The organism is Enterobacillus tribolii, assembly GCF_003363015.1.
Taxonomy (GTDB): Bacteria; Pseudomonadota; Gammaproteobacteria; order Enterobacterales; family Enterobacteriaceae; genus Enterobacillus; species Enterobacillus tribolii.
The window spans coordinates 588,217-611,837 of the sequence record NZ_QRAP01000001.1; the positions used below are offsets into that span (position 1 = coordinate 588,217).

The following is a 23,621-nucleotide window of genomic DNA, read 5'->3' on the forward strand; positions in this document are numbered from 1 at the left end:
AACTTATCAGTAAAGGGACAAAAACAGGGAATGCAAAAGAATCTTGCCGCGATCCTTCTCAGCTGCGTCATTGCCTGCCCGGCGTTTGCGAATCCGATTCAGGAAGCCCAGCGGGATATGCAGGCGACGATGAAGGACGACAAGGTGCTGGAATTCAAATCCACCGCGTTAGTCACCAACTCCGTGAAGGACACATACGTTTGCGGAGAGGTCAGGGTCATCGAAGCCGACGGCAAAATGAATGAGTTTATTCCGTTCGCCTATGCGAATCCCCAGGCCATTTTTTATCTCTATCCCGGCCTTCCGAAGGGAGAACGCAGTGATTACCGGCTGACGGGGTGCGAAGGATTGGATAAAGAAGCCTCCTGGCGGAATGCGCTGGAGTTGCTTAACACCAATTGCTCTGCAAACTGGAGTGTGTTGTCAACCTACTACATTGATGACAAAAGTGAAGATGAGGCGGTCGCCGCGGGACTAAAGGTCATACGTGAATATATGGCATCCGGCAATAAGCCGCCGCTTGCCGAGGATTTTGACGAGGTGACGGAAGAGTATTTGCGTGATGTGCTCGACATGGCCCGCGAGGCGCCGGATATGGAGGAAAGCATAAAGAAGGATCCGAAAGAGGCGCAGAAGGCGTTGATGTCGATCTGCTGGGTAAATTTTATCGAGAAGTCGTTTGATGAACATTAAAAAAATTTATCATTCATAAATGTTCGATATGTTACCCGGATAGCAGAATGGACAATTACAGAAATACCCTGATTGTCACTGTGACTATTCATCGACTATAGTCGCTCCTGTGGTTTCATCCCCGCCCTGTTTGTCTAATCATCGTTGCAGGCAGGCAATGTTCTGAAAACAAGGACGTGGTGTGACATGAAGAAGCACTATCTCATTGATAACATTTTGCTTAGCAGCGTCTGGCTGTTTTGGGCGGTCACACTGGTTTTTTTCATTAATGACCGCCACTTGTATTGTCTGATTTCCGGGGCGCTCTCCCTGTTAGGACTGATGCTCTATTTTTTTAATATTAGAACGAGATTTTTTCATATGTTTGGTAGAAAACAGACCGAATCTGAATCTGCACCGGCCGTTCCGGCAGCGATGCCGTTATCAGCAATCTCTCATGATGACAAGAAGCCGTTTGCTTCTGCTGACAATAGCCGCCGTTGTACCGTTATCGCCAAGAGTACGTTATTTACCGGTAATATCGACGTAGATGGCGATATTCAGGTCTACGGCGACGTACGCGGCAACGTTCACGTCAAAGAAGGAACGATCCGGGTAATGCATGCCGGACGGGTGGAAGGCGAGCTCAGCGCGCCGGAAATCATCATTGACGGAACGGTAGAGGGAACCTGCGAGGCGAAATCCATCGACATCCTCGAACACGGCATTCTGCGCGGCACCCGTCGCAGCATCAGTTTCTCCATCAAGCGTGGTGGCGTGTTTATCGGGCAGTCCGAGCAACTGAAGCAGGAAGAAGAACCGACCAGCGTTGTGGCGTTCAAGACGCCGGTGGATGATGATGAAAACCTGCTGGGCGACGAGATTAACGACGACGTTGAATATCAGGTTAAGTAAGCAACCTGATATTGCCTGAGTCATCCGTCGAGGGAGAAGACGGTGTCGCCTTATCAAAACGCTACCTATCATGGGTAGCGTTTTTCTTAATCTTCCAGATATTACACCTATACTTTCTGTAGTTTCTCCCGTAAACGGGAGGACGATAAGATGCTGTACCTCGGTTATCCCGGTGATAACGGCCTGGCGAATCCAACAATTTTCCGTGAAAACCATCATCTTAAAGAGTTCTATTTGCTCAAAACTGGCAAAAAAAGCATTCTCGTCTATTCTTAAAGTGCAAGGCGTTCCAAGCCTGCATTAATGCCAACTTTTAGCGCACGGCTCTCTCCCAAGAGCCATTTCCCTAGACCTGATACAGGAATCGTGTCAGGTCTTTTTTTATTGTCCTTATTTATCAAGTTGTTAAATGGCTACTTTTAAAAAATCCTGAATCTCCATCTCAGCTCTTTTTATAACTGTATGAAAAATCTTATGCTTTTAGCCTAATAAAGCTGGATGTCCGGTCATCCAAATATATCTTCGTCATGTTTTCAGACTTATGCCCGGGTAACTACTGCGCAAAACTCCCACCATAAGGATCATTAAACATTCGTTCGCCGGGCGGCGGAGCAAAACCGATCGACAAAATCAACACGTGGAACCATCTTGTTTGCCTGTCAGGTAGTTGAGCAAGATTGGCTGTCGACGGCGAACACAACGTGCTTTACTGTTTACTAACTTGGTGCGTGTTTATGCAAAATAGCGTGGGTTAAATAAACTGATACCTTCTAGTTAAAACTGAATGGGAAAGCGTGAAGAGTGGTATTTAAAAAAGCCAACGCCCTTTCCTTGCGGAATCAATAGTTAGAGGGGGGGAGCGCATTTCTCTCTGACGGAAAATATTTACCAAAAATGATATGACCGTCAACTATCCGGCATTCACCCCAACTCACTAAATAACCGCCAACAATCCCCCATCAACAGGTAATATCACCCCGGTAATATAACTCGCCAGATCAGAGCCAAGAAAAACCACGACGTTAGCAATTTCATCAGGCTGACCAACGCGGCGCAGTGGCGTGCGCAGGCGGAAGCCTTCTGTTACGGAAGCGACCCCTGGGGTGGCTCTGAGTAACTCGGTGTCGATAGAGCCGGGAGCGATCGCGTTAACGCGTATGCCGTCGGGGCCGTATGCATCGGCCAGAGAGCGGGCCATCTGCACAATGCCGCCTTTGCTGGTGGAATAGGCGAGCGTTACCGCGGCTCCTGCCAGGCCACCCATGCTGGCCATCAGAATAATGCTGCCTTTTTTACCCAGCTTTTTCATCTGTCTTGCGGCAGCCTGTGCGCCAAACAGCGTACCGTTTACGTTAATCGCCATCAGTCTCTGGAAATCTGCTGCGCTGACATCGGCGCCATCCGCACTCAGCGAGATGCCCGCGTTACACATCATAATATCAACGCCTCCGAATTCTTCAGCCGCAGCGATCAGTTTGTCATTGTCGTCGGGGCTGGATACGTCGGCATGCTGAAATTTGGTCAATGTGCCTAAACTGAGTGCGGCGATGGCTTTTGTTGTTGGTTCACCGCCTTCACGCGGCGTTTCGGTAATATCTGAAACAATGACTGCCTTAGCACCATGCTTAGCGGCCGTCAGTGCGATAGCTCTGCCAATACCACTTGAGGCCCCTGTGATAACTATCGTTTTTCCGGCTAGTAAATCGCTCATTTTGTTCTCCTTGAATGATGAGTTTCATAATCGTTTTGAATGAAGGAGCGTTGCTGGTTGTATTTTGTGGGCGTGGAAAGAGTGTGTACGGCTTATGCTGACAGGTGAGTGAGAGCGCCAGCTTCTTTGATATAACACTCGGCATGATGAATGTTGTTCAAAAGTTGCGTTACTGACCCTTTGGTGTCAGCCAATGGTTAAATTTGCGATGTATGCTTCATTAATAGTTGGACGAACCCGGAGTACGGGGCCTGAACCAGAGGCTGGGCAGCCAGGGCAATTTGGGTTGCTGAAGCAATGACGGCATCCGGTCACTGGCTTCTTTTCCCGTGAGCGTGTAGTTGCTGAAAGAAATAATTAACAGAGGAAAAGAAAAAAGCACGACAATATCCGGTGACGAGTAACAGAAATCGGTGACATCCTGAGGCTGTTTTTTTCGGCGGTAACCTCTTGTTAAGAAATTACTTTGATCGAGAGTGCGTGAGTATTATCTATGGCCGATTTTTATCAGGGCGGGCTTTGCCGCCAATTACCGGAACGATACTTGTCCGCTAAGCCCGAATTTCCGGGCTTAGCCTATCCGCGCTGAAATAACGCGCTATTAGCACAGTTTTTGTCGTCTAAAGAACAAAAAACGCCTAAAATAATTGCCCGATAACCAGGCCGGTAATCAAGGATAGTATCGTAATCCCACATATAATGATGACTTCAATCAATGTCATTTTCACGCAAATCCTCCGTGGGAGTGATATGACGCATAAAGGCGGTAAAAAAATGCCCGCCGACTCCGTTAGTACAGCGGGTTGCCAATAGGCCAGCACCAGGGAATGATTATCTTCCTACTATTCTTGCCATAATACCCATAAGTGAAATTGATGTATATCAAGGGCAATGAGAATTATCTCAATATATTGCTTTGATGATTTTTTTGATCAATTATTTTGGTAAAAGATCAGTATTTATAATTTTATTCTGACTCCGGTGCTGATGTTAAAATAAATTCGGGTTATGATAGAAAATACTCATTTCACATGCATCTTATTTCTGCGGGTTTTTTCTTATTTTAGTCTGTAATGTTTATATCCCCTCTTGCCTTATCCAATTTCTTCTGACAGGCAACCCATTCATAGATGTTATCGGAATGCGTGCAGTCAGGCAGGAGAACGATGAGCGGGCGTTGCCTGGTTTGAGTGAAGGTGGGATGGCACCAAAATGCAACTTCTCCTGTTTATCAGAATAGAGTCCATGCAAATGGAATTGGGAGGGGGAAAAGTGCCTGTTGATCTGTAAATATTAGCGCAAAATGAGATGATTCTTAGTTGGCAGTAATAGAAAAAACAGGCTTCTGTGAGGATACAAATAAGGAAGTTATGTCTGAATGTGCCATTAGGATAGGGGGGCTTTCATGCTTAATAGAGCAGAGAGAGGGGGGGCTTGCCAGAAAGAATATTTTAACGCGGCTAATGATTCATAGAGGAAAATAGCCATAACGTTGACTAATGCGATATACGTCAGACAAAACAGGGCATCAATGGCCTGAGTGGCAGCGTAAAGAGAAATGGCCCGCTCCTGTCAGGATACGGGCCATCGTCTGAACGGCCTTAGCGCTTACATGTAAGGGTTGAGTGACTTACGGTAGTTCTCTCCCAAAATTTCAAATACTTCGCCCTTCGTTTTGTTAACCAGATTGACCCAGTAGCGGGGATCTGGTGACGTTTCGGCCCAGGGACCGAAGTTCAGAACGTTCAGAATATGCCCGATATTCTGTTCAACGTCAGATTCCTGCCAGAACTCCGAATTCTTGTGGGCAACTTCAATCCAGGCATAAACCATTTCAATGACGTCTGAAGGGTTGTCCGGACGGTATCTGTTATCCTGCGATACATTATTCCGATCAAAGGGGTGACCGAAGTGCCTGGCGATTAGGTCAATTTTTTGCATATCCAGCGCTATCTTTAATGCCATGTGTAAATTCCTTTTTTAAAAGAGAGAACTTTGCTTTCTGGCCCTGATTGTACAGAGTTAACCAGAGTAATCTGTTATGGGCATCTCGTTCCTGGATAACTTTAACCCCCCGGTTTTTCTCTGTTTTTTCGACAGCGCAGTAAAATTGCCTGCTTTATATCACGACCGCGCCCTGGGTATTTACGTACAACGCATAAACTGAGGTACTGGAGGCCATAAACAGCCGGTTACGGGACTGGCCGCCAAAGCACAAGTTGGCGCAGCGTTCCGGCAAATGAATCATGCCGATAGCTTTGCCTGCTGGGTTGAATACCTTAACGCCGTCCAGCGTTTCGCTGCCCATGCCCCAGCCGCACCAGAGGTTGCCGTGAATATCACACGCGATGCCGTCTGCCGTTCCGTCGCCGCAATCAATGTGCGTGCGTTTGTTTTGCAGCTCGCCGTTTACCACGTCAAACGCCAAAATCAATCGGTTCGGTTTAGCGCGCCCTTCAACCAGATACAGCGTTTTTTCGTCAGGGGAGAAACAGAGCCCGTTCGGCCCGCTGATATCCGCAGCGGCAACCGTCAGCGCCTTGGTTTCCGGGTTGAAACGATAAAGGTTCTGCGGCAGTTCGGGGTGCGCCTGATGCCCTTCATAAAATCCCGCGATACCAAACGGCGGATCGGTAAACCAGATCGTGCCGTCAGAATGAACGATGACGTCATTGGGTGAATTGAGCGGCTTGCCCTGATAGCTGTCGGCAAGGACGGTAATGGAACCATCGTATTCCGTGCGGGTCACCCGGCGGGTGTCATGCTCACAACTTATCAGGCGTCCCTGACGGTCGCGGGCATGCCCGTTGGCGAAGTTGCAGGGAGAACGGAAAACGCTGACCTGCCCGGTGATTTCATCCCAGCGCATAATGGCGTTGTTGGGAATGTCGCTCCATAGCAGCATCCGGCTGTCGCCGAACCAAACCGGTCCTTCCGCCCAGCGGCAACCCCCGGCAATCCGCTCGACTTTGGCCGTGCTCAGGCAGTATTGGCGGAAACTGTCGTCCAGCGCGACAACAGCCGGGTCGGGATAACGCTGCGCAGGCTGCCAGCCGGCCAGGACTCGTGGGGTAAGCAGCAGGGAGGCTGCGGTAATCCCGCTTAACTTCAGTAGATCGCGACGCGTTGTAGCCATAAAAACTCCTTTTCAATGAATGCGAACAAAGCATGGACACAACGACAGATTAATTATTGCGCAAGGTATTGGCTCCGGGCGTTTGTACGAAATTCTTCATGAAAATAACGCCGGCGCGTAAATAAAAACGGCCTCCGTGTTGGGAGGCCGTTTGGCGGCGTTAACGCAGGGGGATCGCTGTTCCCCAGGCACGCCATCCTTCCGGCTCGTCGTCATTCAGCAGGAAGTGCTGCCGTTCAGTGGCCTGCGGAGCCAGCGGGGTGGTGGGCGGCGTGGCGAATGCGATGCCGCCGCGGATAAACTGCTGGAAGGTTCCGGTTTTCACCATGCCGCCCGCCAGCCCGAACTGGACGTTATAGCCGGAAGCCAGCCAGAACACGCTGTTATTACGCACCAGTTGCTGATACTTCTTACTGATGCGCAGGGCGACATGCACCCGATCGCTCATGTTGCCGAGATACAGCCCGGTTACCGTTCCTACCTCAATGCCCCGGAACAGAACAGGCGTGCCGATCTGTAACGAACCCGCCTCCGGCGAATCCACGATGATGTTCAGGCCGCCAAGGTAACGCGAGTCGGTAATGGTGGCGGGCTGCAGTTCGAAGCTGCGCATCGCCGGGCCATGGCCGGGCTCAATATTGATATAAGGCTGCAGCAGGGTCTCCAGGTTGCTGACGCCGGTGGCCGAGATTTCCGGCGTGATCACCGAGAAACGGGTGCCGCGGCGGGCGAAGGCTTCGACGTATTCCGGATACAGTACCGCTTTGGCCTGCACCTCATTACGTGAGGCGGAGAGTTTGAGGGACTCCACCTGGCCGATATCGATGCCCAAATAGCGGATGGGCATGCCGGCGGAAAGTTTGGTGGCATCGTACGTGCGCAGTGTGATTTGACTGCCTACGGCGCGGGCCGAGCTTTCCGATGCATACAGGGTCCTTTTTTCTCCTTTATTAACCGTGACACCCGCCAGGTTATCAAAGCTGATGGCGCCTTTGATGGCGCGGTCGAGCGGCGAAGCCTGTACGGTCAGCCCGCTGCCGTTGATCTGAACCTTTGCGCCGCCTTCCGCCCAGAAAATGGTTTGCGGGGTCAGCAGTTTGCGGTACTCCGGCTGAATGTAGACATCCACGTCAAATGCTCCGGCGCGCGGACGGACGTCAATAATCTCACCCACCTGAAACTTGCGGTAAAGCACCACGGAGCCGGCCTGAATGTCCGGCAGGGTGTCTGCGCTGAGTGACAGTGTCACCGGTGGTTTGCTGCCGGTGATGCCCTGTGCGGCATTTTCGCTGTTGCTATAGAGCGGATAGCTGGTTTGCGCATCGCCCGTGCCGCCGGGCAGCACGCGGATGCCGCCGTCCAGCCATTCCTGCGCGCTGGCGCCCAGCACCTTCATTCCGTCAATGCCGAGATTCACGTCGAGCCGGCTGTTAACCACGAATTTACTGCTGCCGCGGATCAGGTGGCGGTAACGGGCGTCGATAGCGGCCCGGAACGTCACGCCTTTATCCGTCAGCGTCCGGTTGATAATCTCGCCGATAGCAATGCCGTTCAGGCTGACGGGCTGCCCGCTGTCAACGCCGTAGCTTTGTGCGGCGGTTAACGTCAGCACCAGCGCATCCGGCTGCTGAAGCAGGGATTCGGCGCCGGACAACACGGTGAAGTGGTTTTGCGGATCGCCGTCCCCCGGTATCAGTTCCAGTATGTTACCGGTAAGCAACTGGCCGAGCCGGGGATTGTTCAGGCTGATCCTGGGGCTTTGCATTTCAATACGTGTGCCGCTGCGCATCAGGTCCACGATGCCGGGATCGATAATCAGCTGGCCGCTGACTTTGCCGCCGCGTTCCAGCACGATCTTGGTCAGCGTACCGACCTGAACGCCCTGATACAGCAGCGGCGTGCGGCCTTCGCTCAAACTGTCGCCACTTGGTAAATCGAGTGAAATGACCACGCCGCGCTGGCTTTGGGCCAGGTCGGGGTAGAGCGTAAAGTCATGATTGGATCGCGCCGGTTTTCCCTCCTGGGGCGAGTCGAAGGCGATAGCGCCGTTAACCAGCGCCGCCAGGCTTTCCATCTGCACCGTTGCGCCGCCCAGCCCGAAATTGCCCTTAAAGCCCGAGACGTTCCAGAAGCGGCTGTTGTCTTTTACCAGGCTGGCGAAACGTTTTTCGATCAACACGTCGATGTTCACGCCCTGGTGATTGTCGGAAATACTGAAGTCGTAGACTTTACCTACCGGCAGTTTGCGGAAGTAGACCAGCGAGCCGGTACTGAGCGCGCCCAGGTCGCGGGCGTGCAGGTGAATCAGCAGCTCGCCTGTATTGAGACGGTACTTGGGCTGGGTATCCAGTGCGACGAAGTGGGTCGTTTCTTTCCCTTTCCCTGCGCCCGGCATCATGCCGATGTAGTTACCGCCCACCAAAGCGTCCAGGCCGGAGACGCCCGCCAGAGAGGCTTTCGGCGTGACCAGCCAGAATTGCGTGCCTTTGCGCAACGCGTCCGACATATCGCTCTTGATACTGGCGCTGACGGTGATTTTGTTCAGATCTTTACTGAGCGAAATTTTTTGGACGGTGCCGATATCGACCCCCTGATAGCGCACGGGCGTGCGGCCGGGCACGATGCCCACGGCGGACTGAAAGTCGATGGTAATAGTGTCTCCGCGCTCTTCAAACGTGGAATAGAGCAACCACCCTACAATCAACAGGGCGATAAACGGCAGCAGCCAAAACGGCGAGATGCGGCGTTTACGCCGCAGGACGGCTTTGGTCGGCAGAGTCAGGTTCGGTGTTTCTTGTTGCATGAGCATCCCAAAGTAAGCGGCTGTCCAGCCATTCTACGGCGAGGATGGTTAAAAAGACTGCGGCGCCAAAATAGAAGGCGGCAGGCCCCATCGTGAAAGAGAGTAACTGTTCGCGGTTAACCAGCGACATCATCAGCGCGATCACAAACAAGTCGAGCATCGACCAGCGTCCTATCCATCCCAACACACGCAGCATGCGCATGCGGGCGGTCAGGCTGAGATCGATTTTCAGATGAATGGTGCATAACAAAAACAGCAGCGCCAGCACTTTGGTGAACGGCACCAGGATACTGGCGATAAAGACGATGATGGCGACGGGCATGTTTCCTGAAGTCGCCAGGGAAATGACGCCGGAAAAAATGGTGTCTTCCATCCGCTCGCCGTTTACGTAAAGAATGGAAATCGGCATCAGGTTTGCGGGGAACAGGAAGACGATGGCCGCGATCAGCGCCGCCCAGGTTTTTTGCAGGCTCATCGGCGCGCGGCGGCTCATGGTGATGTGGCAGCGCGGGCAGCGCCCGCGGTGATCCGGCAGGCCGGTGTAGTTGCAGGCGCAGCACAATTGCAGCCGGCGCGGTTCAACGGCGGGCTGCGCGACCGGATAGTAACGCTCCCAGAGCTGCTCAATGTTCAGGCGAATCAACAATATCTGCACCAGGATCATCATGGCGATGTAAGCATATAACCCGGGGCCGACGTTGATATCCGCATACTCCTGCACCTTAATGCAGGCCACAGCCAGGCCGACCAGATAAACGTCCAGCATGATCCACTCTTTCAGCCGGTTAAGCATCAGCAATACCGGGCGCAGATTCATGCCGAGCCAGTGTCCCAGGCGTAAATAGAGGAGGGAAAGCGGCAACATCAGCGGCGCGCCGATGGCGCAAAACGCCACCATGCTGGCGGTGAACGGATCGCCCTGAATCGCCATTTGCCACACACCCTGCAACAGGCTGGCGTTGATGACGGTGCCCAGCAGGCGAATGCGGATCAGCGGCTCGCTCAGCGCCAGGGGCATCAGCAACAGCACGGCGATGGCGAGGGCGGTCAGGCGGATCATCGACCAGTCGTAGCCGCTGCATATCTTGGCGTGGCAGCGCGGACAATAGGCGACGAAACGTTTATCCAGCGCGGGTAACTGAAAAATCAGATCACATTGCGGGCAGCGTTTGTAATGCTGCTCCGAAAGCGGTTTCAGTGCGGTGATTTTCACGTCGGGTACGACCATTGAGCAATGCGTGCGGGAAAGTATGGCATTGAAACCCCTGATGCAACATCACAAACTGTTATAAAAATGTATAAACAAAGCTTGCCAAAGATACAACGTTGAGGTGATTGTTGTGAAGCCATGCAGGAATAACCTTGTGTACAGGCGCATTTAATGCTTATTTTATGGGGAGTCCGCGCCACCGTCCGTAACCGATGGAAAAAGAGGGCGTTGCCGACGATTTCCGATTATATGTCAAACAGAGTCACCGATGAGTAAACAAGCTTTTTATACCGACCTGACCCGCGACCTGACTTCTCTGAGCAGCGGGGAATACAACTTCATTGCCACATTATCCAACGCCAGCGCGTTATTGTTTGAACGACTGGAGGGCGTGAACTGGGCCGGCTTCTATCTGATGGACGGCGATACCCTGGTGCTCGGGCCTTTCCAGGGCAAAGTCGCCTGTCTGCGCATTCCCGTGGGGAAAGGCGTGTGCGGCACCGCTGTCGCTGAAAACCGCGTACAGCGCGTGGCCGACGTGCATGCGTTTCCCGGCCATATCGCCTGTGATGCGAGCAGTAATGCAGAAATCGTTTTACCTCTGAACGTCGGAGGGAAAGTCATCGGGGTTTTAGACATCGACAGTACGGTTTATTCACGATTTGATGAAGAAGATGAACAGGGGCTTAAGGCCGTGACGGCGGCGCTTTGCCGGCATCTGGAACATTGCGATAGCACAAAATTTGTGTCTTTAACGTAATGTTGTGGCTCCTCCGGCATGGCTTTTGGCGATAGCCTCATTATAATGTCGCCTGTTCATGCCAGAGCTGGTTGGCAAACCCGTTGTAATCAGGAAATTTCATGGAAAATCAACCTAAGTTGAACAGTAGTAAAGAAGTCATCGCTTTTTTAGCCCAACGCTTTCCGCAGTGTTTCAGCGCGGAAGGTGAAGCCCGCCCGCTGAAGATCGGCATCTTTCAGGATCTGGTCGAGCGGATGCAGGGTGATGAAAACGGGCTGAGCAAAACTCAGTTACGTTCGGCACTCCGTCTGTATACGTCCAGCTGGCGTTATCTGTACGGCGTGAAAGTCGGGGCAAACCGCGTCGATTTGGACGGCAACAGCTGTGGTGTATTAGACGAGCAGCATGTTGAGCATGCCCGTCAGCAGCTTGAGGAGGCCAAAGCCCGCGTTCAGGCGCAGCGCGCCGAGCAGCAGGCGAAAAAGCGCGAAGCAGGCGAAAATACGGAAACCCGGCGTCCGCGCCCGGCGAACCGCAAACCTGCTCCGCGCCGCAGCGACGCCGCCACCGCTCAGGATCAAGAGGCACGTAAGCCGCGCAACGCCGGCCGCCCGCAGCAGGAGCGTAAGCCGCGTCCGCAGCAAGCGACAGCAAAAACCCAGGCCGTTCCGGTAACTGACATTACGCAACTTCAGGTTGGTCAGAACATAAAGGTTAACGCCGGCAAAAGCGCAATGGATGCATCCGTCCTGGAAATTACTAAAGATGGCGTTCGCGTCCAGCTCCCTAACGGTCTGGCAATGATTGTGCGCGCAGAACATTTGCAGTTCTGATACGGAGGCCAACCAAGGCATGAACAATTTTTTCCGGTTATCGGCTGTAGCGATAATGCTGCTCGCGGGTGCCAGCTTTGCGGCTGATAATAATACTTATTCTGTCAGCCAGTTACCCAAACTGTCTCAGGAGCCGCAGCATGCGACCGTCAGTGAAAGGGTAACTTCGCGTTTTACGCGTTCCCACTACCGCCAGTTCTCTCTCAATGATGAATTCTCCCAAAAGATTTTCGCGCGTTACCTCAACATGCTGGACTACAACCATAACGTGTTGCTGGCATCTGACGTCGCGCAGTTTAAAGACAAAGAGAATCACCTGGATGATGAGCTGAAAAGCGGTCAACTGGACACGGCCTACAACTTGTTTAACCTGGCGCAAAAGCGCCGTTTTGAACGCTATCAGTATGCGCTGTCGCTGCTGAAGACGCCGATGACCTTCGACGGCAACGATACCATCGATCTCGATCGCAGCAAGGCGCCGTGGCCAGCCAGCACAGGTGAGTTGGATAAACTTTGGTACGCCAAGGTGAAATACGACGCGCTGAACCTGAAGTTGACTGGCAAAGAGTGGCCGGAGATACAGAAGATTTTGACCAAGCGCTATCAGTTCGCCATGAAGCGTTTGACGCAAACCAAAAGTGAAGACGTTTTCCAGCTGTTTATCAATGCCTTCGCCCATGAAATCGATCCGCATACCAATTATCTTTCGCCGCGCAATACCGAGCAGTTCAATACCGAAATGAGCCTGTCCCTGGAAGGGATCGGCGCGGTGCTGCAGCAAACGGAAGACGATTACACCCAGATTAACTCCATGGTTCCCGGCGGTCCGGCGGCGAAAAGCAAGGCGCTTAAGGTCGGCGATCGTATCGTCGGCGTCGGCCAGCAAGGCAAACCGATGGTGGACGTGATCGGCTGGCGTCTTGATGACGTAGTGGCGCTGATCAAAGGACCAAAGGGAAGCAAGGTGCGTCTGGAAATTCTGCCGGCGGGCAAGGGCACGAAAACCCGCACGGTGACGATGATCCGCGAGCGTATCCGCCTGGAAGACCGTGCGGTGAAGATGAGCGTGAAGACCGTCGGTAAAGAAAAGGTCGGCGTGCTGGATATTCCGGGATTCTATGTCGGCCTTACCGATGACGTTAAGGTTCAGTTGCAGAAGCTGGAAAAACAGAACGTCAGCGGTGTGATTATCGATTTACGCAGCAATGGCGGCGGGGCGCTGACGGAGGCGGTAACGCTGTCCGGCCTGTTTATTCCCAGCGGTCCGGTGGTTCAGGTTCGTGATAACAACGGCCGTGTGCGTGAAGATGCCGACAGTGACGGCGTGGTGTACTACAAGGGGCCGCTGGTGGTGCTGGTTGACCGCTTCAGCGCTTCCGCGTCGGAAATCTTCGCCGCTGCGATGCAGGATTACGATCGCGCGCTGATTGTCGGCGAGCCGACGTTTGGTAAAGGTACCGTGCAGCAGTATCGCTCCCTGAGCCGTATTTACGATCAGATGCTGCGTCCGGAGTGGCCGGAGCTGGGTTCCGTTCAGTACACCATTCAGAAGTTCTACCGGGTGAACGGCGGCAGTACCCAGCGCAAAGGCGTTACGCCGGACATCATCATGCCGACCGGCGTCGATCCGGCGGATACCGGTGAAAGCTTTGAAGATAACGCGTTACCGTGGGACAGCATCAAGCCGGCCAGCTACAGTAAGGCAGGCGACGTGCAGCGCTTTGATCCTGAGCTGATTAAAGATCACAATCAGCGTATCGCCAAAGATCCGGAATTCCAGTACATCACCAAGGATATCGCGCACTATAAGGCGCTGAAGGATAAGAAAAACATCGTCTCCCTGAACTACGCTCAGCGTGAGAAAGAGAATAAGGACGATGACGCCACGCGCCTGTCACGCATTAATGCGCGCCTGGAGCAGGCTGGGAAGAAACCGATCAAGTCGTTGGATGATATTCCTAAAGACTATCAGGACCCCGATCCTTATCTGGATGAGACGGTGAAGATTACGCTGGATCTGGCGCATCTGGAAAAGGCGCAGCCGCAGAAAGCACAGTAATTATCATTGCTGCGTGTTGAAAAAGGAGCGATTCAATCGCTCCTTTTTTTCGTTTGTTACAACGGCGTTGGTTTTCGGGCGTTTTATTAACTCCCGGTGATGGGAAAAGAAGCGTCTTAATCTGTGATTCCGGCCTGTAACGTCATTTTAGCGCGCAGGAATGTAAAGTTATGTTTCTTTGGTTAGTTAACGGTTAATAACTCTTGAATCTGGTGGGAATGCCCCTACGATCTGATTAGCGCTCATTACGTGGAATCAGGCGGGGGCGCAAAAATCAGTAGCTGTCCGGCGTTGTGTCATCAATGCCGGGCAACGGAATTAAAGTCACGAGGAAAAATAAAAATATGATGCGTATTGCGTTGTTCCTGTTAACTAACCTGGCGGTCATGCTGGTTTTCGGGCTGGTACTGAGCCTGACGGGAATTCAGTCGAGCAGCGTTCAGGGATTAATGATCATGGCGTTGCTGTTTGGCTTTGGCGGTTCTTTTGTTTCTCTGCTGATGTCGAAGTGGATGGCGCTGCGTTCCGTTGGCGGGGAAGTGATCGAGCAACCCCGTAGTGAAACCGAGCGCTGGCTGGTGGAAACCGTACGCCGTCAGTCGCAGCAGGCGGGGATCGCCATGCCGCAGGTCGCGATTTATCATGCGCCGGACATGAACGCCTTTGCCACCGGCGCCCGCCGCGATGCCTCGCTGGTCGCAGTGAGCACCGGCCTGCTGCAAAACATGAGCCGTGACGAAGCGGAAGCCGTGCTGGCCCATGAGATCAGCCACGTTGCCAACGGCGATATGGTCACCATGACCCTGTTGCAGGGGATAGTGAACACCTTCGTTATCTTCATTTCCCGCCTGATTGCTCAGGTAGCGGCCGGCTTTCTGTCCGGCAACCGTGATGAAGGCGAGAGCAGCAACGGTAACCCGCTGATCTACATGGCGGTATCTATGGTTCTGGAACTGGTGTTCGGTATTCTGGCCAGCATCATTACCATGTGGTTCTCCCGTTACCGCGAGTTCCACGCGGATGCAGGATCAGCCAAACTGGTGGGGCGTGAGAAGATGATCGCCGCGCTGCAACGCCTGAAAACCAGCTATGAGCCGCAGGAAGAAGGGCGGATGATGGCGTTTTGTATCAACGGCCGTAATAAATCCTTCAGCGAACTGTTCTTATCGCACCCGCCGTTGGATAAGCGTATTGAAGCGCTGCGTTCCGGTCAGTATCTGAAATAAACGCAGCAGCAATAAAAAATAAAGGGGCCTCTTGGCCCCTTTGTCGTTTCAGCGCGGTACGCGCAGACCGCCCGGCATTCCTGTCGGCGTCAGAACAACCTGCCAGAGCTGAATGTCACGCGCCCGGAATGCGCCGGCACAGGCGTTGAGGTAATAGCTGAACATACGGAAGAAGCGCTGCGAATAGTTCTTTTCCAACTGCGGCCAGGCTTTGGTGAAGCGCTCGTACCATGCCATCAGCGTGCGATCGTAATCCGCGCCGATGTTGTGCCAGTCCTCCATCACGAAGCGCCCTTCGGTGGCATCGGCAATATGCCGGACGGAAGGCAGGCAGCCGTTGGGAAAGATGTATTTGTTAATCCAGGGATCAACGTTCATATCCGTCTTGTTGGAGCCGATGGTGTGCAGCACGAACAGGCCATCCGGCTTCAGGTTGCGTAATACCACGTCGAAGTAGGTTTGGTAGTTTTTCGGCCCGACGTGTTCAAACATGCCAACCGAGACGATGCGATCATACTGGTTATGCAGGTCGCGATAGTCCTGCAACAAAATGTTGACGTCCAGTCCGGCGCAGCGCTGCTGGGCCAGCTTCTGCTGCTCGGCGGAAATTGTTACGCCGTCCACCGACACGCCGTAGTTCCGGGCCATAAACGCTGCCAGCCCGCCCCAGCCGCAACCAATGTCGAGCACCCGCATTCCTGGCTTGAGGGTGAGTTTCTCACTGATGAGCTTCAGCTTGGCTTCCTGAGCTTCTTCCAGCGTGGTTGCATCTTTCCAGTAGGCGCAGGAATATTGCATGTAGGGGTCCAGCATCTGGCTGAACAGGTCGTTGCCCAGGTCGTAATGTTCTTTACCGACGATCCAGGCGCGCTTTTGGGATTGCAGATTGGTCATGCGCGCGACGGCGATACGCAGAATGTCTTTCAGATGATGGGGAAGCTTTTTCTCCAGGCCCGAGCGAACGACTTTCTGGAAAAATATATCGAGGCGTTCACACTCCCACCAGCCGTCCATGTAGCTTTCTCCCAGGCCGAGCGAACCTTCCTGTAAAACGCGCTTAAAAAAATGCGGGTTTTTTACAATGATATCGCAAGGCTGGTTACCGTTGATGGTGATCCCCGCGGATTGAAGCATTTCGCTGGCGATTCGGTACCAATGGCTGTCCTGAACGCTAAAATCTTCTATACACGATGAACTCATAGCCTCTCCATAACCTTGATTCTCTGACAACTGCCGTCGGCTGGCCGCACGGCAGGCATGTAAATACGCGCGGCTAATCCGCGGCAACTGACCCGGCGAGGATAAAAAGGAAAATTGAGAAAACCCGTGCGAGCAGCAGGGAACTTGTCCTTAAGGAAACGTGATGCCTTCCACACATCGCGAAAGTAATGCAACAATTTCGTTAAATTATTTGCGTAATATCTTTACAAAGTATAGGCCTCGAAAATGGCATTCTCAAGGGGTGAGATGAGGCGCAACCTGCAGATGATGAGGAATTAGTGCGGTTTGCGGCCCCTCAGGAGAAGGGCCGCGCAAAGATTAATGACGAGAGTTATGAGCGGAGGCCGGTTCAGTGGCGGAATTAATTCGTTTTTGCGTGACAGCGTCACTTTTCAGCCAGTATCCCAGCATAACCAGAAGCACGGTTCCCGCCATGATGGCCGTGGTGGCGAACAAAGGCGCGCTGATGAACGCCGATACCAGCAAGCTGGCTACAAAACAAATTCCAAGCTGAATTGTATTTTGCAGCGCGGCCGCTTTGCCGCTGTCGTTGGGGAACGGCGTCAGGGCATTGGCGACAATGATCGGATAACTGGCGCCGTTGGCGAAAGCCATGACGCAAAACGGAACCAGCAGCATCAACAGCGTCGGCGAAGCGATAAATAATGCCATCGCGAACAGGCTCAGTACGCTCAGGCAATAAATCACCAGCAGCCAGGGCAGCAGCAGACCGCCACCCATCCGGCTCAGCAGCGCCCGGCATCCGTAACCCCCGAGCAGGAAGGCCAGCGTTTGCGGAATATAGCTCAGGCCAATGTCGGCAGGAGAATAGCCGAGTTCGCCGAGAATAAACGGGGAACCGGTCAGCCAGGCGAAGAAACCGGCGGAGCAGGCGGCATACAACAGCACGTTGCCGGAGAAAATATTAGAACGCAGCAGTTGCAGGTAGCCCAGAGCTGCGTGCTTTTGTACATCTTCACGCGCGGCAGAGGCGCTCTCTTTCAGGAAAATCGTAGGAATCAGCAGCGCCAGCGTCACAACCAGCAAGATGGCGAATATCGCGCGCCAGCTGAAATGGTTAAGCGTCCAGGCGCCAAGCAACGGCGCCAGCGCGGGCGATAATGCAACCAGCGGCATAATGGTGGCGAATACCCGGTTGGCAAGCCCTTTACGATAACGGTCGATAACCAATGCTTGCCAGGTGACGGCGGCGGAACAGACCCCTACGGCCTGTATAAAGCGCAATACCAGCATCGTGGATGTATCCTGCACCCACAGCATACCCAAACATCCCACGGCAAAAATACCCAGGCCGGCCAGCAGCACCGGTTTACGTCCGATACGATCGGAAAGCGGCCCCCACAGAAGTTGGGTGAAGGCAAAACCGGCGAGGAAAATACTCAGGCTGGCGCTGATCATGCCGGCGGAGGAACCGAACTCCTGCTGCATAGCGCCGAAGGCCGGCAAATACATGTCCGTGGCAAGGTATCCCAGCATGCTCAGGCCGGCAAGGTACAACATGAAACTTGATGAACTTCTCATTTATGTGACTCGTTATAGTTATTTGCAGAATGAATTTGTAGCCGGTGAAGTTTAGGGGGTAGCTAAATTATTGTGAAACGCTAAAATTTGCATGTTGTTATCAAAAATATTGTTGGCAAAAATTTGAAGGAGTTCACATGTGGTCTGAGTACTCGCTGGAGGTCGTCGATGCCGTCGCCCGAACCGGCAGTTTCAGCGCTGCCGCTCAGGAGCTGCACAGGGTGCCGTCTGCCGTGAGCTATACGGTGCGGCAACTGGAACAGTGGCTGGCGGTGCCTCTGTTTGAGCGACGTCACCGGGATGTTGAACTGACGGATGCAGGCGCATTTTTTGTTACTGAAGCCCGTGAGGTTATCAAAAAAATGAATTCGACCCGCAGGCAGTGTCAGCAGGTGGCTAACGGCTGGCGGGGGCAGCTTAATGTCGCCGTGGACAACATCGTTAAACCTGAACGCACGCGGCGGCTGGTGCTGGATTTTTACCGTCATTTTCCCGATATGGAATTGATGATCCACCCGGAAGTGTTCAACGGCGTGTGGGATGCGCTGGTGGACGGCCGGGTTGACGTGGCGATCGGCGCGACGCGTGCCGTCCCCGCCGGCGGGCGTTTTTCATTCCGCGATATGGGGTTTCTGCGCTGGCACTGCGTGGTCAGCCCGGATCACCCGCTGAATGCCATTGAGGGCGCGCTAACGGACGATCATGTGCGGCCTTACCCGGCCTTGTGCATTGAGGACACCTCGCGCACTCTGCCGAAGCGTGATACCTGGCTGCTGGACAACCAGCGCCGCCTGGTCGTGCCTGACTGGCATAGCGCGGCGGCGTGCCTGGAGAACGGACTGTGCGTGGGCCTGATGCCGGTACACGTTGCGCAACCGTTGATATCTGCCGGCCGGCTGAAAATATTGACGCTGGCGCAGCCGTTTCCCGACAGCGCCTGCTGTGTGACCTGGGAAGATCGCAGCCGTTCGCCGGCAATCAGCTGGTTGCTGGACTATCTGGGGGATACCCGCACCATGAACCAGGAGTGGCTCAGCCCGTCGCGTGCGGCGTAAGCTGGATGACGCTGCCGCCCGGCGGAATATCCTCATCGTCATGCGTGACCAGCAGGGCCGGGATCCCGGCCTGAGTGATGCGTTCAAATACCCATTGACGAAAGTGACGCCGTAACGGCTTGTCCAGACGGGAAAACGGTTCATCCAGCGCCAGAGCCTGTGGGCGGGAAAGCAGGGTGCGCAGCACGCTGATGCGCGCGCGCTGGCCGCCGGATAACTCTGCGGGCAAACGTCCGGCCAGGTCCTGCATAGCTAACCGGGGATCGACAGACCATTGCCAGATCAACGTCGCCAGCGTCGGCGGACGTTGCGGACCCAGTAAAATCCCGATGTCGGCGGCGGAGAGGCTGAACGCCAGAACGCAAAATACCGGCAGACGCAGGCCGGGCAGCAACTGCGGCACCACGATGCGCCACCAGGTTTGCGTGGGCGGATAGCCCAGCGCGCTACCCGTCTGCAACTGCCTCAGCGTATCAATATGTTCACACTGATTACGCGCCATCAGGAACAGAAAAGGCGTCTCTTTCATGATCAGCAGCAACGTCAGCGTAATGGCACAGGGATCGTTGATTAACGGCCAGTCCGGCGGTTGTTCAAACCCGCTCAGCCAGGGCGAAAACAGGCGCAGCAGCCAGCCGGAGGGCGCCAACAGCAGAATCAGGCCGGTGGCGAGCGCGATATGGGGCATTCCCAGCAGCAGGGTGCTGAAGCGGCCGGTAAACGCCCGGCGCTGGCACAGCGATAACGCCAGCATCAGCGCAATCAGTGTCGCCACAAGGGTGCTGAGCAGGGAAAGGGCAACGCTGTGCGTCAGGCCCGGCCAGGAAAATAGCTGCTGCCAGGCCGGACGGGAAAACGCAGACTGGCCGAGTATCAACAGCGTCGCCCCGGCGGGCAACGCGATGATAATGGCGACCAGCGCGGGGAAAAACGAGAGCGCGGACGGAAACCGCATGCAGCTTAACGGCGATAGTCGAGGAACGGGCCGTCCGCGACTGAGCGGCGCTCAATCAGCTTGGGGTACACTTCGATGGTCTGAGAGTCTTCCCGTTTGCTGATGATGCGGTCCAGCAGCATCTCGAACGCCATGGCGCCCAGCCGCTCTTTAGGCTGATGGATAGTGGTCAGCGCCGGAGTGAAGTAACGTGCGTTGCGGATATTATCATACCCGATCACCGAAACATCCTGCGGTACGCGCAACCCCATCTCGTCTGCGGCGCAAATGGCGCCCATCGCCATGACGTCGCCGCCAACAAACACGGCCGTCGGCCGCTGCTTCTGCGACAGAATCTGATGCATGGCCTTGTAACCGGACTCCGGCTCGAAGTCGCCCTCGACAATCCATTCGTCGCGCGGACGGATGTTTGATTCTTGCAAGGCTTTCATAAATCCGTTCAGGCGTCCGCCGCCGGTGTTACGCAGTAAAGGCCCGGAGATCACGCCGATATCGCGGTGGCCGCGTTCAATAAGGTAACGGCCGGCCATATAACCGCCTTCGACCGCGTTGTCCTGAATGGCATCGGTGAAGTCACTGCGCCGGCTTCCCCAGTCCATGACCACCATCGGGATATTGCGGTAATCTTCCAGGGTTTCCAGCAGGGTTTCCGGATATTCGGAGCACATGACCAGCAATCCGTCGACGCGTTTTTGCGCCAGCATGGCCAGGTACGCCTTCTGCTTTTCCAGATTGTTGTGCGAGTTGCACAAAATCAGCGTATATCCTTTGCTGTAACAGCTGTTTTCAACGGCTTCGATCACCTCGGCGAAATAGGGCGCTTCGCTGGAAGTCGCCAGCAGGCCGATAGATTTGGTGTGGTTAACTTTCAGGCTGCGGGCAACGGCGCTGGGCGAGTAATGCAATTCCTTGATCGCCTCCCACACCGCGATTTTCGTCTCTTCCGCAACAAAACGCGTTTTGTTGATGACGTGAGACACTGTCGTGGTGGATACGCCCGCGCGCTTGGCCACATCTTTAATCGTTGCCATGTAACAGATGACTCCTGAACTTACGTGAATGTCACGTAGCCGTTATGTTAATCGTTTGCCTGCGTCTGATTTTCGCAATATCACATGAAAAGGCAGCAATATTGGGGGAAAGCCCGGTAACGGCGGGTGTCGCCCGGTTGCGGGCGGCGTAATTGGCGTTATCGCGCTGAGACGTAGCGTAAACCGTAAATTTTGGCGTATCTGATTCAAAAGTGAAAGAGTAAAATGTGATTTAAGCCACCGATTCACCGCAGATTTTTAATTTTTTTTATGCAAAAATGATTTCACACATTTTTAATGCGTGTATTAGTAAAATAAGAAATTGATGCAGTTGATAAATCTGGGAGAAACAAAAATGGATACCGATCTGAAATTTTCGCTGATGTCTACCATCGCTATACTGGCGCTGATTGTTGTTATGGGCCTGATTTCCGCCCTGAACTGATTTAACGAATGACCGGGATCCGGATAACGTTTCCGCCCGTAAGATATTATTGTTGATGAAGCCCCGGCTAAAACCGGGGCTTTGTTGTTTATAACAGTAGCCTCTGCGCCGCGTTTTATCTCCGGTTATCGGCGCTGAGAAATTGTGATTGCCCCGGTGATGCAGTGTGGCGGAAGGTGAGTATTGCCCCCGTTAGACTTCTTTTCCCTGCCGGACGTGGTGTCGGGCAGACGAAATCAATAGGGGAAAACAATGACATTTAATAAAACCGGTGTGCTGAGCGCCGTTGCGGCGGGGATCATCCTGAACATGCCTGGCGTTCATGCGGCTCCGCTGCTTGGCAGCAGCGAAGCCTATACGATGAAGGCCAGCGATCTGCAGAAAAAAGAGCAGGAGCTGACGAGCTTTCCGTTAATGCAGGCGGTGAAAGATTCAATCCGTACGCTGGATAACGCAGACGTGGAGCAGATTGAGCCGGGCCGTGCGGCAAACCCGGAAAACGTTAAGCGCGTTGAGGGCATTATCGGCAACCAGGAGTGGGACTACCTTTTCCCGATGCGTGCCAAAGAGTATACCTACTCCAACTTCCTGAAAGCGGTGGGCAAGTTCCCGGCCATCTGCGGCACCTATACCGATGGGCGTGACAGTGACGCTATCTGCCGTAAGTCCCTGGCGACCATGTTCGCGCACTTTGCCCAGGAAACCGGCGGGCATGACAGCCATCAGGCAATTCCGCAATGGCGTCAGGCGCTGGTATACGTGCGCGAAGTGGGTTGGGCGGAAGGGCAAAAAAACGGGTATAACGTGGAGTGTAATCCGGATACCTGGCAGGGGCAGACCTGGCCGTGCGGCAAAGACAAAGACGGTGACTTTCTGAGCTATTTTGGCCGCGGCGCGAAGCAGCTCTCCTATAACTACAACTACGGCCCATTCTCCGAAGCAATGTTCGGCGACGTTCGTCCGCTGCTGGAACAGCCGGAAAAAGTGGCGGATACCTGGCTCAACCTGGCCAGCGCACTGTTCTTCTTCGTTTATCCGCAGCCGCCCAAGCCGAGCATGCTGCACGTGATCGATGGCACCTGGCAGCCGAATGCCCACGATAAAGATAATGGCCTGGTAACCGGATTCGGCGTTACTACGCAGATTATCAACGGCGGCGTTGAGTGTGGCGGAGAGGCTGAGCACGAACAGTCCCAGAACCGTATCTCTTATTACAAAGAGTTTGCTAACTATCTGAAAGTTCCGGTACCGGCAGATGAAGTGCTGGGCTGTAAGAAAATGAAGGCGTTCGATAATGACGGCGCTGGCGCATTGCCTATTTACTGGGAGCAGGACTGGGGATGGTCAGCAAATACGCCGGGCAACCAAAGTTACTCCTGCCAGCTGGTGGGCTACCAGACGCCGTTCAGCGCGTTCAAGGAAGGCGATTACAGTAAATGCGTTGAGCACTTTTTCAACGTGAACATTGTTGACGACCTGGATGGTACTACGCCTGCGCCGACACCGGATACAGAACCCACTCCGGCCCCGGAAGCCAACGTTGCGCCGGTCGCGCATATCGCCGGCCCGGTGGGTGCGGTGGAGGCGGGAAGCCATGTTTCACTGAGTGCGGCCGCCTCTTCGGACGCCAACGGCGACGCGCTGACCTATACCTGGAAAGCGCCGAACGGGCAGACGGTCAGCGGCAAGAACAAGTCTGTCGTTACGTTTAATGCGCCGGAAAAAGATCAGGCTGCGCAGTACGTGATTACCCTGACGGTCAGCGATGGTAAGTTGAGCGACTCGACGAAGTACACACTGAATGTGAAAGCCAAACCGGCGTCTTCCGATGAAAAAACCACGGATTACCCGGCCTGGAGCAACACTCAGCAGTGGAATCCGGGCGATATCGTCAATCACGGCGGCGCGTTGTTCCAGTGCAAACCTTATCCGGAAGGCAGCTGGTGCAACAGTTCTTCCGTTTACTACGAACCGGGCGCCGGGCTCAGCTGGCAGGATGCGTGGAAAGCGCTTTAATTCCTGGTTTCAGGCATAAAAAAGCCCGGCGGTTTGCCGGGCTTTTCCG

Annotated in this window: 17 protein-coding genes and 1 pseudogene; 9 read left to right on the plus strand and 9 right to left on the minus strand. The window is 54.0% G+C overall.

The features are described from left to right. The first annotated feature begins 30 nt into the window (after nt 1–30). Both C8D90_RS02560 and C8D90_RS02565 read left to right on the plus strand, forming a co-directional pair. Nucleotides 31–693 carry a hypothetical protein gene (locus tag C8D90_RS02560; protein ID WP_115456837.1) on the plus strand — a complete coding sequence of 221 codons (663 nt, stop codon included), beginning with the start codon at nt 31–33 and terminating at the stop codon, nt 691–693. Nucleotides 694–1,107: 414 nt separating this feature from the next. After that, on the plus strand, nt 1,108–1,587 hold the full coding sequence (locus tag C8D90_RS02565) for a bactofilin family protein (RefSeq protein WP_230472932.1): 480 nt from the start codon (nt 1,108–1,110) through the stop codon (nt 1,585–1,587). Nucleotides 1,588–2,521: 934 nt separating this feature from the next. Here the strand turns inward: C8D90_RS02565 and C8D90_RS02570 are convergent. From C8D90_RS02570 to yebS, 5 genes are all read right to left on the minus strand, one after another. After that, complete coding sequence (locus C8D90_RS02570; RefSeq protein ID WP_115456838.1) at nt 2,522–3,298, minus strand: SDR family NAD(P)-dependent oxidoreductase; 777 nt, start codon at nt 3,296–3,298, stop codon at nt 2,522–2,524. Nucleotides 3,299–4,906: 1,608 nt separating this feature from the next. Beyond that, a complete protein-coding gene (locus C8D90_RS02575) occupies nt 4,907–5,263 on the minus strand; it encodes a hypothetical protein (RefSeq protein ID WP_115456839.1) in 357 nt (118 codons plus the stop codon). A 154-nt stretch (nt 5,264–5,417) separates the two neighbouring features. Continuing rightward, complete coding sequence (locus tag C8D90_RS02580) at nt 5,418–6,434, minus strand: SMP-30/gluconolactonase/LRE family protein (RefSeq protein ID WP_115456840.1); 1,017 nt, start codon at nt 6,432–6,434, stop codon at nt 5,418–5,420. Between the two features lie 160 nt (nt 6,435–6,594). Beyond that, a complete protein-coding gene (locus C8D90_RS02585) occupies nt 6,595–9,237 on the minus strand; it encodes a PqiB family protein (protein ID WP_115456841.1) in 2,643 nt (880 codons plus the stop codon). Continuing rightward, on the minus strand, nt 9,182–10,450 hold the full coding sequence (gene yebS / locus C8D90_RS02590) for a membrane integrity lipid transport subunit YebS (protein WP_115457241.1): 1,269 nt from the start codon (nt 10,448–10,450) through the stop codon (nt 9,182–9,184). Before yebS ends, C8D90_RS02585 begins: the two co-directional genes overlap by 56 nt. A gap of 265 nt (nt 10,451–10,715) precedes the next feature. Here yebS and C8D90_RS02595 point away from each other — a divergent pair, with 265 nt between their 5' ends. The 4 genes from C8D90_RS02595 (at nt 10,716) to htpX (ending at nt 15,307) form a co-directional block, all read left to right on the plus strand. Continuing rightward, nucleotides 10,716–11,207, plus strand: a complete 492-nt coding sequence (locus C8D90_RS02595) for a GAF domain-containing protein (protein ID WP_115456842.1) — start codon at nt 10,716–10,718, stop codon at nt 11,205–11,207. 101 nt (nt 11,208–11,308) lie between these two features. Next, complete coding sequence (gene proQ / locus C8D90_RS02600) at nt 11,309–12,022, plus strand: RNA chaperone ProQ (RefSeq protein ID WP_115456843.1); 714 nt, start codon at nt 11,309–11,311, stop codon at nt 12,020–12,022. A 19-nt stretch (nt 12,023–12,041) separates the two neighbouring features. Next, nucleotides 12,042–14,081 (plus strand): carboxy terminal-processing peptidase, encoded by a 2,040-nt coding sequence (gene prc / locus C8D90_RS02605; RefSeq protein ID WP_115456844.1) that lies wholly within the window; start codon nt 12,042–12,044, stop codon nt 14,079–14,081. 344 nt (nt 14,082–14,425) lie between these two features. Continuing rightward, complete coding sequence (htpX, locus tag C8D90_RS02610; protein ID WP_115457242.1) at nt 14,426–15,307, plus strand: protease HtpX; 882 nt, start codon at nt 14,426–14,428, stop codon at nt 15,305–15,307. A gap of 48 nt (nt 15,308–15,355) precedes the next feature. Here the strand turns inward: htpX and cfa are convergent, their stop codons facing one another. Further along, nucleotides 15,356–16,507 (minus strand): cyclopropane fatty acyl phospholipid synthase, encoded by a 1,152-nt coding sequence (cfa, locus tag C8D90_RS02615; protein WP_115456845.1) that lies wholly within the window; start codon nt 16,505–16,507, stop codon nt 15,356–15,358. A 339-nt stretch (nt 16,508–16,846) separates the two neighbouring features. Then, nucleotides 16,847–18,070, minus strand: a complete 1,224-nt coding sequence (gene punC / locus C8D90_RS02620; protein WP_115456846.1) for a purine nucleoside transporter PunC — start codon at nt 18,068–18,070, stop codon at nt 16,847–16,849. A gap of 137 nt (nt 18,071–18,207) precedes the next feature. Between punC and punR the strand changes: the two genes are divergently transcribed. Beyond that, on the plus strand, nt 18,208–19,125 hold the full coding sequence (gene punR, locus C8D90_RS02625) for a DNA-binding transcriptional activator PunR (RefSeq protein ID WP_115456847.1): 918 nt from the start codon (nt 18,208–18,210) through the stop codon (nt 19,123–19,125). Here the strand turns inward: punR and C8D90_RS22200 are convergent. Both C8D90_RS22200 and purR read right to left on the minus strand, forming a co-directional pair. After that, a pseudogene (locus C8D90_RS22200) lies at nt 19,103–19,375 on the minus strand (ATP-binding cassette domain-containing protein); the annotation flags it as partial. The gene punR and the pseudogene C8D90_RS22200 sit on opposite strands and share 23 nt — an antisense overlap. A 710-nt stretch (nt 19,376–20,085) precedes the next feature. Continuing rightward, entirely contained in the window at nt 20,086–21,111 is a 1,026-nt protein-coding gene (purR, locus tag C8D90_RS02635; RefSeq protein ID WP_115456849.1) for an HTH-type transcriptional repressor PurR, read from the minus strand. A 355-nt stretch (nt 21,112–21,466) separates the two neighbouring features. Here purR and cydH point away from each other — a divergent pair, with 355 nt between their 5' ends. Continuing rightward, entirely contained in the window at nt 21,467–21,556 is a 90-nt protein-coding gene (gene cydH, locus C8D90_RS02640; protein WP_115457243.1) for a cytochrome bd-I oxidase subunit CydH, read from the plus strand. Nucleotides 21,557–21,808: 252 nt separating this feature from the next. Continuing rightward, nucleotides 21,809–23,572, plus strand: a complete 1,764-nt coding sequence (locus tag C8D90_RS02645; protein ID WP_115456850.1) for a chitinase — start codon at nt 21,809–21,811, stop codon at nt 23,570–23,572. Nucleotides 23,573–23,621: the final 49 nt, after the last annotated feature.

Bases quoted from the DNA above. Each gene is read 5' to 3' on its own strand.
- C8D90_RS02560 (WP_115456837.1), top strand. From the start codon at position 31: ATGCAAAAGAATCTTGCCGCGATCCTTCTCAGCTGCGTCATTGCCTGC.
- C8D90_RS02565 (WP_230472932.1), top strand. From the start codon at position 1,108: ATGCCGTTATCAGCAATCTCTCATGATGACAAGAAGCCGTTTGCTTCT.
- C8D90_RS02570 (WP_115456838.1), bottom strand. From the start codon at position 3,298: ATGAGCGATTTACTAGCCGGAAAAACGATAGTTATCACAGGGGCCTCA.
- C8D90_RS02575 (WP_115456839.1), bottom strand. From the start codon at position 5,263: ATGGCATTAAAGATAGCGCTGGATATGCAAAAAATTGACCTAATCGCC.
- C8D90_RS02580 (WP_115456840.1), bottom strand. From the start codon at position 6,434: ATGGCTACAACGCGTCGCGATCTACTGAAGTTAAGCGGGATTACCGCA.
- C8D90_RS02585 (WP_115456841.1), bottom strand. From the start codon at position 9,237: ATGCAACAAGAAACACCGAACCTGACTCTGCCGACCAAAGCCGTCCTG.
- C8D90_RS02595 (WP_115456842.1), top strand. From the start codon at position 10,716: ATGAGTAAACAAGCTTTTTATACCGACCTGACCCGCGACCTGACTTCT.
- proQ (WP_115456843.1), top strand. From the start codon at position 11,309: ATGGAAAATCAACCTAAGTTGAACAGTAGTAAAGAAGTCATCGCTTTT.
- prc (WP_115456844.1), top strand. From the start codon at position 12,042: ATGAACAATTTTTTCCGGTTATCGGCTGTAGCGATAATGCTGCTCGCG.
- htpX (WP_115457242.1), top strand. From the start codon at position 14,426: ATGATGCGTATTGCGTTGTTCCTGTTAACTAACCTGGCGGTCATGCTG.
- cfa (WP_115456845.1), bottom strand. From the start codon at position 16,507: ATGAGTTCATCGTGTATAGAAGATTTTAGCGTTCAGGACAGCCATTGG.
- punC (WP_115456846.1), bottom strand. From the start codon at position 18,070: ATGAGAAGTTCATCAAGTTTCATGTTGTACCTTGCCGGCCTGAGCATG.
- punR (WP_115456847.1), top strand. From the start codon at position 18,208: ATGTGGTCTGAGTACTCGCTGGAGGTCGTCGATGCCGTCGCCCGAACC.
- purR (WP_115456849.1), bottom strand. From the start codon at position 21,111: ATGGCAACGATTAAAGATGTGGCCAAGCGCGCGGGCGTATCCACCACG.
- cydH (WP_115457243.1), top strand. From the start codon at position 21,467: ATGGATACCGATCTGAAATTTTCGCTGATGTCTACCATCGCTATACTG.
- C8D90_RS02645 (WP_115456850.1), top strand. From the start codon at position 21,809: ATGACATTTAATAAAACCGGTGTGCTGAGCGCCGTTGCGGCGGGGATC.